Source organism: Candidatus Pseudothioglobus singularis PS1, assembly GCF_001281385.1.
In the GTDB taxonomy this organism is placed as follows: Bacteria; Pseudomonadota; Gammaproteobacteria; order PS1; family Pseudothioglobaceae; genus Pseudothioglobus; species Pseudothioglobus singularis.
Genome location: NZ_CP006911.1, coordinates 482,419 through 495,154, shown reverse-complemented (window position 1 = coordinate 495,154; position 12,736 = coordinate 482,419). Strand labels below are relative to the sequence as shown.

Sequence of the window (12,736 nt, the reverse complement as noted above, 5' to 3'; positions counted from 1 at the left end):
TAAATTACTTTATTGACTGAGCTGTTAAATCAAGACACTTCCAAACCTTTGCAATAATTTCATCAATATGTTCGTTATTGCATATTAATGGTGGCGCAATAACCATCTTGTTTTTAATAGCTCTCATTACGATGCCATTTTCATAACAAAAGTTTTTGCATCTTCCAACAATCTCTGCGCTATTGTCAAATCTCTTACAGTTCTCTTTATCTTCAACAATTTCTATAGCCGCAAGCATCCCAAGATGTCTCGCCTCTCCAACCAAAGAATGACTCTCAAGATCCTTCCACTTGTCGCCAAGGTATGGTGCAGTATTATTTTTGACTTGATGCAAGATATTTGTGCTCTCCATGAGCTCGAGATTTGCAACAGCGGCAGCCATACAGGCTGGATGCCCTGAATAGGTATAACCGTGAGCAAATTCTTGTTTTGCATCAGCCAACACCTCAACAATATCATCTCTAACAATAACGCCTCCAACTGGAAGATATCCTGAAGTGACTCCCTTTGCAAAAGGCATTAAATCTGGCTTAAAGTTAAAGTGGCCTGATCCAAACCATTCACCCGTTCTTCCAAAGCCGCAGATCACCTCATCCGCAACCAAAAGAATATTTCTCTCCTTACAAATTTTACTAATCTCAGGCCAATAAGTTTTTGGAGGAATAATAACGCCACCTGCCCCCTGAATTGGCTCTGCAATAAATGCAGCAACTCGGTCTTCGCCAAGCTCATCAATTTTTTTAGCCAGGCTTTGAGCAACTTTAATTCCAAATTCATCGGCATCAATCTTACCGCCTGCCTCAACGCAAGCATCATAATAATAGGGCTGATCCACATGTTCAATATCAGCTATTGGCAAACCACCTTGAGCATGCATAGCGCTCATTCCGCCTAAACTAGCTCCCGCCATGGTTGATCCATGATAAGCATTTGTGCGGCTAATAATGACTGATTTAGAAGGTTTTCCTTTGGCAGCCCAGTAGTGCCTTGCCAACCTGACAACAGTATCATTCGCCTCAGATCCAGAACCACAAAAATAAACCTTATTCATGCCTTCTGGGGTTTTATTTGCAATCATTTCAGATAATTTGATAGCAGATGGGTGGCTCGATCCAAAGAAATTATTATAATAAACCAGCTCTTTCATTTGCTTATTCACTGCCTCAATGATTGATTGCTGACCATAGCCCATGTTGACACACCAGAGGCCAGACATGCTATCTAAAATTTTCTTACCATCGTTGTCGTAAATATATACGCCATCTGCTTTACTTATAATGTGCGTCGACTCGGGATTTTTGATGTAACTTAAGTCACTGAAAGACTGAATTAAATGCTTTGCATTTTTTTCTTGGAGAGCAGAAGTACTGATATTCATTATATTCCTCATTTAAATGTAAATAATTGGTTTAATAAAATTTGTGATCACAGATAATAATATAGAGAAAAGAGAATAAACGCAAGAAATTTTCACGCTTATGTGCAAATAGAATTAAGTTAAATCATTTTTACTCATTTAGCGATTCATTCAGCATTTCCATTCCTTCTAATATGTCGCTATGCATACGTGGCTACAATGCAACAGAATCTTTATCTTTAATAGCATCAATAGCTGATTTATGAAAATCTTTCATAGTTTGAGTCCCTGCTCTTCCTGCAACAATTCTATAAAAAGGTGAAAAACGAAGCCATAAAGTCCTTACAAGAGGAAGCAATACTGGTGATGATCCAGCCTCATAAATACCAAAATGAAACTGGTAATTGTATTTAATGTAGTCTACAACATTTCCCGTTGAGATAGCATAATCAAGATTTTTATCTATATTTATAAGTAGGTTAACTCTTTTAGAATTTATATGATTTAAAGCAAGACCTGCTAAATGTGGCTCTAAATTTAATCTAGCAACTTTCAACTCATCAAACTTAGATTGAGTCATTTGCGATACAGTAATTCTTCGTTTTTCAGACATATCAAGAGCACCCTCTGAAATAAGTCTATTAGCAGCCTCACGCACAGGCATAGTACTAACTCCAAATGAATTAGCAATCCCTCTAAAAGTAAAAGAAATACCAGGAACAAATTCTCCAGAAAGAATTAACTGGCATAAAGAGTTGTAAACCCATTCATTTGCATTTAGCTTTAAATCCCTTGGCTCAACTTTCGATAAAATATCCATACTAATCTTTTATAATATTTTTTTATATTATTAATTTGTGATCACAAATATGATAGAATTATCTCACATTTAATGTAGGCAAATAATATTTTCAAAAACAATCTATGAAGAATTTTGCAGAAAAATTTCTTGATGAAAATCCTGATCTTGAGAAAGTTGAGTTTATCTATGTTGACTTTAATGGGATTCCTAGAGGTAAAAATGCCTCTCCTAAAACTTTGATTAAAGCCTCCAAAGGTGGATTAAAAATGCCTATCTCAAGCTATGTTCTCGATGTTTGGGGAGACAATCCTAAAGGGACAGGACTGGTTATGTCCGGCGATGGCGACGCCATATGCAGAGTCGTTGAGAATTCCCTTGCCATTACCCCTTGGAGTTCTCGTAAAAATGCGCAGTGCCTGGTCAGTATGGAAGATGGCGATGGGAATCCTATTTACGCTGACCCAAGGCATATCCTCAGCACAGTTTTGAAACGCTTCGAAGAGCTAGAACTTAAGCCAGTTATTGCGCCTGAAATGGAGTTTTATTTAATTGATCAAAAACTTCAAAAAAACGGTCATCCCCAAATGCCACTCATTCCTGGCACCAATAGAAGATATGAAGAGGTTCAACTTCTAAATTTAAATGAAATGGATGACTTCGAAGGGTTTTTTGACCTGGTAGAAAAAAGTGCACACTTACTAGGGATACCTGCTGAAACTGCTATAAAAGAGTGTGCTCCTGGACAGTTTGAAATTAACCTACTGCATCATGATGACGCTTTATTAATAGCAGACCAAGCCTTCTTAATGAAGCGCTCTATCAAAAACAGCGCGAAAAAATTTAATCTTAACGCTACATTTATGGCAAAACCATTTTCAGAACATGCAGGCAATGGGATGCATGCTCATCTTAGCCTTATTGATAAAAATGGCAATAATGTCTTTGAAGTTGATAAAGACAAGCAACCCAAAGGCATCTTTGCAAACTCAATAGCTGGTCTATTAAAAACAACACCAGACTTTCTGTCGTTTTATGCACCCAGTGCGAATTCATATCGAAGACTCGTTCACAATGCTGATCATGCGCCAACGACTCTGAGCTGGGGAAATGAAAATAGGACCTCACTCATTAGACTTCCAGAAGCATCTTCAAGCGCAACGAGATTAGAATTCAGATTACCAAGTGCAGATGCAAACCCATATCTTGTCTTTGCCTCTATTCTCTCAAGCGTTCTTTCAGGAATTCAAAATAAAGATCTACTCGATAATGAAACGATTGGCAATGCTCATGCTCAGCATAAGCCTGAATTAGGAATCACATGGAGGGAGGCCGTTAAAAAAACAAGTCAATCTTCAGTTGTGAAGGAGTTTTTTGGTGAGCAATTTCAAAAATCTTATCAAGTTGTTAAAGAATCCGAAATCAATAGGTTTGATAGCACAATTACAGATTTTGAATACAATTCATATTTGCGTCATCTTTGATCAAATGGACTGTATTTTTAAAAAAGGTGATTATTAAATATAAAAATTTAATATAATCCAATAACTTAAAAGTAAAAAATAAAAGGAGAGTAATAATGAAAAATAAGTTAAATAAGCTGCTCATAGCTGGAGCACTGACGTTTTCAGCTCAAGCGGTGATTGCAGAAGAAGTGGTTAATGTTTATAACTGGTCAGATTATATTGACGAGCAAGTTAACGAGGACTTCACTGCAGCAACAGGTATTAAAGTTGTCTACGACGTATTCGATTCTAACGAGTTTTTGCAGTCTAAACTGCTAGCAGGAGGATCTGGGTATGATGTAGTCGTTCCATCGAGCAGCTTCTTAGCACGTCAAATTCAAGCAGGTGTTTTTCAAAAACTAGATAAATCAAAATTATCAAATATTAGCAACATGTGGGGAAAGATTGAAGAGCAAGTGGAACAATTTGGCCCTCTGAATGACTACTCAGTCAACTACATGTGGGGAACAACTGGAATTGGTTACAACGTTGAAATGATAAACGAAAGGATGGATAATGCGCCAACGACTTCTCTTGCGATGGTTTTTGATCCGGATGTTGTTTCTAAATTCGCAGACTGTGGTGTTCATCTTCTAGATGCTCCTGAAGAAATAATTCCAGCAGCCCTAGCCTATCTTGGTGAAGATCCAAGAAGTACTGATAAGGATGTCATAGCGAAAGCTGAGGATGTTCTGACTGCAGTTCGACCATACATCCAGAAATTCCATTCATCACAATATATTGATGCTCTTGGAAATGGAGATATCTGTCTCGTAGTTGGCTGGTCTGGAGATGTATTTCAGGCATTATATGCAGCTGAAGAAGCTGAAAATGGTGTCGAGATTGTCTACGCAATTCCAGATGAAGGAGCTCTTATGTGGTTCGATCAGTTAGCAATTCCTAAGGATGCCCCAAATACTGCTAATGCTCATAAGTACATCAACTGGATAATGGACCCTGAGCAGATTGCGACTGCAACAAACTATGTTTGGTATGCTAATGGTAACTTTGCATCTCAGCCATTACTTGAGCCTGATTTGCTGAGTGATCCAGCTGTCTATCCTACAGAAGAAGTCATGCAGAATACTTATATTAGCCCAAGCTATAGTGATCCCAAAATTCAAAGAGTGGTCACTAGAACATGGACTAAAGTAAAAACTGGTCAGTAGTTGAAAAAATCAAAATTACCTTCATGATGCCTCGCATCATGAAGGTTTTTTCTCTTTAATTTAAAATCATGTCTGAAACACTATCAGCTTCACCGTGGCTCAATTCGTCTGAAAAGCCTTACATTCAAATAGAAAATGTCACTAAAAAATTCGGCGACTTTACCGCTATTGATAACCTTAACCTTGATATATATAAGAATGAGTTTTTCTCGTTATTAGGGCCCTCTGGCTGTGGCAAAACAACTCTTCTTAGAATGCTAGCAGGGTTTGAGAAAATAACTGATGGAAGAATCCTTCTGGACGGTGACGATATCTCAGAAATACCGCCTCACCTCAGACCCATCAATATGATGTTTCAGTCCTACGCCCTTTTTCCGCATATGACAGTCGAAAAAAATATTGCCTTTGGCTTGAAGCAGGACAATCTTCCGGAAAATGAAATCAGGCAAAGGGTTGAAGAAATGCTTGAACTGGTCGAGCTGACAGATTTTGCTAAACGCAAACCCAATCAACTTTCTGGTGGTCAAAGTCAGCGCGTTGCTTTGGCTAGAAGTCTTGCCAAACGACCAAAACTATTACTTCTTGATGAACCTCTTGGAGCCCTTGATAAAAGGCTCAGAGAGCAAACACAATTCGAACTTATGGACATTCAAGAAAAACTTGAGGTCACCTTTGTTATTGTGACTCACGACCAAGAGGAAGCGATGACAGTCTCCAGTCGGATTGGGGTGATGGACTCAGGAAACCTAGTCCAGGTGGCAACACCTACTGAAATTTATGAGGCGCCAATCAACAAGGATGTGGCAGACTTTATCGGGGATGTCAATATATTACAAGGCATCTATAAAGGCCAAAATGAAACTGGTACTCAACTAGAATCTGAGGACTCTAAATCCATTGTTTTTGCAACGCAGGAGGTTGATGCATCTCCTGGAGATATGATGTGGTTTGCGATTAGGCCTGAAAAGCTTGAAATCTCTAAAAAGAAGCCGTCTGATAATCACAATATATTAAAAGGAAAAATTGAGGATATAGCCTATGGTGGTAGCTTTTCAACTTACCATGTCAGGCTTGATAATGGAAGAATTCTCAAAGCAATTCGGGCAAATCGTGAAAGAACTGAAGAACACCATCTAACCTGGGAAGATGAGGTTTATTTACAATGGGCACCCCACTCAGCGGTCGTTCTTCTGTCGTAACCATCATGAAAAACAAGCAAAAAATGTCAAGCCCCTTCAGATCTTTACTGAGTGGCAGACTTGCAGTCATAGCAGTTCCCTATGTATGGCTTTTGTTGTTTTTCCTTCTCCCCTTTATCTTTGTTCTCAAGATCAGCCTTGCTGAACCGATTATGGCGATACCGCCCTATACTTCTCTTCTGGATTGGGGAGATTCTTGGTTTCCATCAGTCCAAGCAAGTCTTGAGAGTTATTTATTTCTTTTCAGTGACTCTCTTTATATTAAGGCATACCTATCAAGCCTAAAAATTGCCGTCATTTCAACAGTCCTGACCCTCATCATTGGATATTCAATTGCATACAGCGTGGCAAGAGCGCCAACGCGTTGGAGGGGGATACTGTTAATGCTTGTAATTCTTCCATTCTGGACCTCATTCCTCATCAGGGTCTACGCTTGGATTGGTATTTTGAAAACAGAGGGTTTATTAAATTTGGCCTTGATGACCATTGGGCTCATCGAAAAACCTTTAATTATTATGAACACTGACCTTGCCGTTTACATTGGTATTGTTTACTCGTATCTTCCATTTATGATTTTGCCGCTCTATGCCAATTTAGAAAAAATGGATATGAGTCTTTTAGAGGCTGCAGCTGATCTTGGATGCAGGCCTTTTAAAACTTTTTGGACAGTCACTGTTCCGCTCTCTCTTCCAGGCATTTTAGCAGGCTGCTTCTTAGTCTTTATTCCTGTCATGGGTGAGTTTGTCATTCCAGATTTACTAGGAGGCTCAGAGACTCTTATGATTGGAAAAGTGCTTTGGACTGAGTTCTTCTATAATCGCGATTGGCCAGTTGCATCAGCCGTTGCTATAATATTACTAGCTTTGCTTGTGGTTCCAATAATGCTTTATCAAAGATCTCAAGAAAAGGCTATCTCATGAAAAAGTTTGGAAACTTCAACATTTTAGCTTTGGTAATTGGGTTTTCGTTCTTATACATACCCATCATCCTGCTAATCTTATTTAGCTTTAATGAGTCACGCTTGGTTACTGTCTGGGGTGGATTTTCTACTAAGTGGTATGGCGAACTGATGCAGAATCAAGGTATAAAAGATGCAGCCTGGGTAACAATCAAGGTCGCATTTGTATCGTCAACTGTTGCAACCATTCTTGGAACTATTGCAGGCCTAGTCATGACGCGTTTTGGCCATTTTAGGGGTCGCACACTTTTTTCAGGGATGATCTACGCTCCAATGGTTATGCCAGAGGTCATTATTGGACTTTCAACTTTACTGATGTTTGTTGCTTTAGCAGTTGATCGAGGAGTTTTTACAGTTACACTTGCTCACATAACCTTTTCAATGTGTTACGTTGCTGTTGTCATTCAGTCAAGAATGTCTAGCTATGATGACAGCATTACAGAGGCTGCACTTGACTTAGGCTGCACTCCTTTTCGAACCTTTATCTTGATCACTCTTCCCATTATCCTTCCTGCAGTTGTTGCAGGATGGCTCTTATCTTTCACCTTATCGCTTGATGATTTAGTCATTGCAAGTTTTACCTCTGGCCCTGGATCAACCACACTGCCTATGAAGATTTACTCAATGGTAAGACTTGGGGTTACACCTGAAATCAATGCAGTTTCAACTATTCTGGTGGGTCTCGTTACGCTTGGTGTTATTAGTGCATCCATCATTGGCAGAAGGCAAAAGCAAAACGTCATAAAAGTCTAATAAGTTTGCTATACACATTTAGTGAATAGGACTTTATAATTAGCATCTTTAAATAATTCAGCAATTAGGATAAATTATGTTAACAAACTCTAGTCTTTTGAAAGCGCACGGTTATGTCAATGGAAAATGGGTTGGCGATGATGCAGATTCTCGCTTTGATGTTACAAATGCCTACACCAATGAAGTCATAAGCACTCTTCCTGATATGGGCAAGAAAGAGACCGATGAAGCCATCAATGCTGCCAACGAGGCCTGGCCAGATTGGAGAGTTAGAACTGCCAAAGAGAGAGCAATCATCCTCAAAAAGTGGTTTGATCTGATTATGGCAAACCAAGAAGACCTTGCTATATTAATGACAGCCGAACAAGGTAAGCCAATTGCTGAAGCAAGAGGAGAAGTGGGTTATGGCGCATCATTCATTGAATGGTTCGCAGAAGAAGGTAAAAGAACCTATGGAGACATTATCCCGACTCCATCAAATGACAGAAGGATTTTAGTTATCAAGCAGCCTATTGGTGTTGTTGCATCAATAACGCCATGGAATTTTCCAATTGCAATGATCACTAGAAAGTGTGCTCCTGCCTTAGCTGCAGGTTGCCCAGTGGTCATTAAACCAGCTGCAGAGACCCCATTATCAGCTCTTGCAATTGCTGAACTGGCTGAGCAAGCTGGAATCCCTAGTGGTATTTTAAATGTCGTGGTTGGGACTCAATCGAGTGAAATTGGAAAGGCTTTAACCGATAGTCCTATTGTTCGAAAACTATCATTTACCGGATCTACAGCTGTTGGAAAAATCTTAACACGTAACTGTGCTGATACTATGAAAAAGGTTTCAATGGAGCTTGGAGGCAATGCCCCATTTATCGTTTTTGATGATGCTGATTTAGATTCTGCGGTGGCCGGCGCGCTCATCTCAAAATTTAGAAACACGGGACAGACCTGTGTTTGCACAAACCGCTTTATTGTCCAAGAAGGCATTTATGATCATTTCGTTGAAAAACTAGGAGAAGCCGTTAAAACGCTTAACGTTGGCAATGGAATGGATGAAGGCGTTAATCAGGGCCCACTTATTAGCTTTAAAGCACTTGACAAAGTTAAAAATCACTTGGCAGATGCTTTAGATCGTGGCGCTGTCATTGTTGCTGGCGGAAAGCCCCATAAGAATGGCGGCACTATGTTTGAGCCAACCGTTATTGGAAACGTTGATGCCTCCATGAAAATGGCCTCAGAGGAGACTTTTGGACCTCTTGCACCCGTTTTTAAGTTCAAAACTGAGGAAGAGGCAATCCAACTTGCAAACGATACTGAGTTTGGCTTAGCTTCTTATTTCTACACAACGGATATTAATCGCATTTGGCGGGTCTCAGAAGCTTTAGAGTATGGCATGGTGGGTATTAATGAAGGCGTTATATCTAATGAAGTAGCTCCATTTGGTGGCGTGAAAGAATCGGGACTTGGAAGAGAGGGCTCTCACTATGGTATTGATGACTTCATGGAACTTAAGTACATCTGTATGGGTGGACTTAAATAATTGACTCATATAAATTGTTGGTTATCAGAGTTCAATTACTGTAGCAACATTTTTAAACATGATTTCTGATGAGTCATTTCGCTGCTTGGTATAATGGCGCATTCGAATTTATAAAATACAATAATGAAAGTTGGAATTCTTGGTCTCGGGACAGTTGGTGGTGGCGTTATCAATGTGTTACAAAAAAATAGTGCATCGATAGAAAGGCGCACTGGTGTTCAAATAGAGCTCGTCATAGCGGGTGTTCGAGATGTAACAAAAAAACGAATTTGTGACACCTCTAATATTAAATTAACGGAAGATCCATTCGAGGTTGTCAATCATCCTGACATTGATGTTGTTTTGGAGCTTATTGGTGGTTTTGGTCTAGCCAAAGAATTGGTTGAGGCTGCTATCAATAATGGTAAGCATATTATTACGGCTAATAAAGCACTCATTGGTAATCATGGTAACGAGTTAATGAAGCTTGCAAATAAGAAACAAGTTCGCTTCTTATTTGAAGCCTCAGTTGCTGGAGGAATTCCAATCATAAAGGCCTTAGGCCAAGGCTTAAGCGCTAATAACATTGAATCAGTGGCAGGTATTATTAATGGAACTGGAAACTTCATCCTAACCGACATGAAGGAAAAGGGTAGAGACTTTGATGATGTATTAAAAGAAGCTCAGGCTCTTGGCTATGCAGAAGAAGACCCTACCTTTGATATTGAAGGAATTGACGCTGCACACAAACTCTCAATCCTTGCGGCAATTGCTTTTGGAACAGAAATTCAATTCAGTAAAGTCTATACGCAAGGTATTAGCAAAATTACAACGGAAGATATCCTCCATGCAACAGAGTTGGGTTACACAATAAAACATCTCGGAATTGCAAAAAGAGTAGAAGATGGTATAGAACTTCGTGTTCATCCAACCCTGGTTTCTAACAGTCAATTAATTGCACAGGTGGATGGCGTAATGAATGCTGTCCTGGTTAAGAGTGATGCGCTCGGGACGAGCCTATATTATGGTGCTGGTGCTGGTGACGAAGCCACTGCATCTGCCGTCATTGCAGACCTTAATGATATTATCAATAATCAAACCAGCAACCACATACTAGGATGGAAATCTCAAGAAAAGATTAATGTAGTTGACAACGACGCAATAGTTAGTGAATTCTTTTTAAGGCTACTAGTGTCTGATATTAAGGGTGTTCTTTCAAAAGTAACAGGAATTTTTAACGATCACAATGTCAGTATAGAAGCCTTAATTCAAAAACAAGTTGATGAGAATAAAAATGCACATATTGCAATCACAACTGACAGAGTCAGCACTAAGACAGTGATGAATATTAAGAAAGCAATTGAAGCAAGTGACTTTAACCAAGCTGAAGTCCAACTCATTCATATTGAACTACTAGACTAAAATATTAATAATTATGAGATACACAGGATTAATTGAGAAATATAGAGACAGACTACCTGTTGGTGAAAAGACTCGTCTGATAAGCCTAGGTGAGGGTAACACCCCACTAATAAAACTGGAAAACATTCCATGCGAAATGGGCACTCAGGTTGAGCTCTATATCAAGTATGAAGGATTAAATCCTACTGGTTCTTTCAAAGATCGAGGTATGACTATGGCAGTCACTAAAGCTGTCGAGAGTGGCTCCAAGGCGATCATTTGCGCATCAACTGGAAATACCTCTGCCGCTGCAGCCGCTTATGCTGCAAGAGCTGGAATTAAAGCTTTTGTTGTTATACCTGAGGGGAAAATTGCTTTAGGTAAGCTCGCGCAAGCCATGATCCACGGCTCAACCATTATTCAGATTAAAGGTAACTTTGATGACGGAATGCAGCTTGTTAAAGAGGTAGCTGAATTCGCACCAGTGTCCATCGTAAACTCGATCAATCCTTTCAGACTTCAAGGTCAAAAAACGGCAGCATTTGAAATTGAAATCATTGAAGAGCTCGGTCATGCCCCAGATTTTCATTGTTTGCCTGTAGGTAACGCAGGAAACATAACGGCACACTGGATGGGTTATACAGAATATTTTAAAGCTGGAAAAGCCTCCTCAACCCCTACAATGCTTGGCTATCAAGCAGAGGGTGCTGCACCATTTATCAAGGGCTCTAGGGTCGAAAAACCTGAAACGATTGCAACTGCAATTAGAATTGGTAATCCTCAAAGTTGGGATCAAGCACTCAAACTAAGCAAAGAGTCAAACGGTTGGTTTGATTCATTTTCTGATAAAGAAATTCTAGCCACTCAAAAATTGTTAACTGAAAAGGAAGGAATTTTTTGTGAGCCTGCTTCAGCTATTTCAGTGGCAGGAGCATTAAGAGATATTAAATCTGGAAAAATTCCTGATCACTCAAGCGTTGTATGTACGCTGACAGGTCATGGCCTGAAAGATCCAGATACAGCGATCTCTCAATGTGACACGGGGGCAATGATTAATATCAACCCAACATTAGATGAAGTTAAAAAAGCTATCCTGGACAACATGTAGCTTTTTAAGGCTATAAGTTTATGATACTATCTAAGATTTATGAGCAAACAGCCCTACAAAACAATTGATCAATGTGTCGGTGGAACGCCACTCGTTCGCCTTCAAAGATTAAACCCAAACCCTTCAAATATTATCCTTGGCAAGCTAGAAGGGAATAATCCTGCCGGCTCAGTCAAAGATCGTGCAGCTCTCAAAATGATATCTGGAGCTGAAAAGAGAGGTGAAATTCAGCCTGGAGACACCTTGATAGAGGCTACAAGTGGAAACACAGGAATTGCACTTGCTATGGTTGCAGCAATCAAAGGCTATAAGATGATTCTTGTCATGCAAGAAAACTTATCGCAAGAACGAAGGGATGCGATGACAGCCTATGGCGCTGAACTAATCCTCGTTTCTGAGCAGCTTGGTATGGAAGGTGCTAGAGATTTAGCGAATGAGATGAGTCAAGATGGAAAAGGGCTTCAACTCAATCAGTTTGCTAATGAAGATAATCCAAATGCCCATACCTCTTCCACTGCAAAAGAAATATGGAACGACACGAACGGTGAAATTACTCATTTTGTAAGCTCAATGGGGACTACAGGAACCATTATGGGCGTTTCAAAATACCTTAAAGAAAAAAAACCATCCATTCAAATCATTGGCATTCAGCCTGATGGTGACTCTCATATTCCTGGCATTAGAAGGTGGCCAGAGGGATACTTACCAACCATTTTCAAGCCATCCCGCGTTGACAGAATTATGGATGTCTCACAGGCAAACGCTGAGCAAGCAACAAGGGATCTTGCTATTCATGAGGGTATTTTTTCTGGCATATCTGCTGGCGGTGCAGTTGCTTCAGCCATTGAGCTTTCTAAACAAGTTGATAATGCTGTGATTGTTACAATCATATGTGATCGCGGGGACAGGTACCTTTCTACAGGCGTTTTTAAAGCATAAAACGCTTCACTTTTTTTATTGTTTAATCTGTTTTGATG

At 39.7% G+C, this 12,736-nt stretch carries 11 protein-coding genes; 9 read left to right on the top strand and 2 right to left on the bottom strand.

Annotated elements, in window-relative coordinates:
* Positions 1–4: 4 nt before the first annotated feature.
* Both W908_RS02485 and W908_RS02480 read right to left on the bottom strand, forming a co-directional pair.
* Complete coding sequence (locus W908_RS02485) at positions 5–1,378, bottom strand: aminotransferase (RefSeq protein WP_053819780.1); 1,374 nt, start codon at positions 1,376–1,378, stop codon at positions 5–7.
* Between the two features lie 193 nt (positions 1,379–1,571).
* Positions 1,572–2,177, bottom strand: coding sequence for a GntR family transcriptional regulator (locus tag W908_RS02480; protein ID WP_236849159.1), 606 nt, complete (start codon positions 2,175–2,177; stop codon positions 1,572–1,574).
* 104 nt (positions 2,178–2,281) lie between these two features.
* Here W908_RS02480 and W908_RS02475 point away from each other — a divergent pair, with 104 nt between their 5' ends.
* From W908_RS02475 to cysM, 9 genes are all read left to right on the top strand, one after another.
* On the top strand, positions 2,282–3,640 hold the full coding sequence (locus W908_RS02475) for a glutamine synthetase family protein (protein WP_053819779.1): 1,359 nt from the start codon (positions 2,282–2,284) through the stop codon (positions 3,638–3,640).
* 95 nt (positions 3,641–3,735) lie between these two features.
* Positions 3,736–4,830, top strand: a complete 1,095-nt coding sequence (locus W908_RS02470) for a polyamine ABC transporter substrate-binding protein (RefSeq protein ID WP_053819778.1) — start codon at positions 3,736–3,738, stop codon at positions 4,828–4,830.
* Between the two features lie 68 nt (positions 4,831–4,898).
* Positions 4,899–6,029, top strand: a complete 1,131-nt coding sequence (locus tag W908_RS02465; RefSeq protein WP_053819777.1) for an ABC transporter ATP-binding protein — start codon at positions 4,899–4,901, stop codon at positions 6,027–6,029.
* A gap of 5 nt (positions 6,030–6,034) precedes the next feature.
* Positions 6,035–6,949, top strand: a complete 915-nt coding sequence (locus tag W908_RS02460; RefSeq protein WP_053819776.1) for an ABC transporter permease subunit — start codon at positions 6,035–6,037, stop codon at positions 6,947–6,949.
* Positions 6,946–7,740 carry an ABC transporter permease subunit gene (locus W908_RS02455; RefSeq protein ID WP_053819775.1) on the top strand — a complete coding sequence of 265 codons (795 nt, stop codon included), beginning with the start codon at positions 6,946–6,948 and terminating at the stop codon, positions 7,738–7,740. The genes W908_RS02460 and W908_RS02455 overlap by 4 nt, the downstream gene beginning before the upstream one ends.
* A gap of 76 nt (positions 7,741–7,816) precedes the next feature.
* Positions 7,817–9,271, top strand: coding sequence for an NAD-dependent succinate-semialdehyde dehydrogenase (locus tag W908_RS02450; protein ID WP_053819774.1), 1,455 nt, complete (start codon positions 7,817–7,819; stop codon positions 9,269–9,271).
* A 123-nt stretch (positions 9,272–9,394) separates the two neighbouring features.
* Positions 9,395–10,672: a homoserine dehydrogenase gene (locus W908_RS02445; RefSeq protein ID WP_053819773.1), complete on the top strand. Its 1,278-nt coding sequence runs from the start codon at positions 9,395–9,397 to the stop codon at positions 10,670–10,672.
* Between the two features lie 13 nt (positions 10,673–10,685).
* Positions 10,686–11,759, top strand: a complete 1,074-nt coding sequence (gene thrC / locus W908_RS02440; protein ID WP_053819772.1) for a threonine synthase — start codon at positions 10,686–10,688, stop codon at positions 11,757–11,759.
* Between the two features lie 39 nt (positions 11,760–11,798).
* Positions 11,799–12,698 (top strand): cysteine synthase CysM, encoded by a 900-nt coding sequence (gene cysM, locus W908_RS02435; protein WP_053819771.1) that lies wholly within the window; start codon positions 11,799–11,801, stop codon positions 12,696–12,698.
* Positions 12,699–12,736 lie beyond the last annotated feature (38 nt).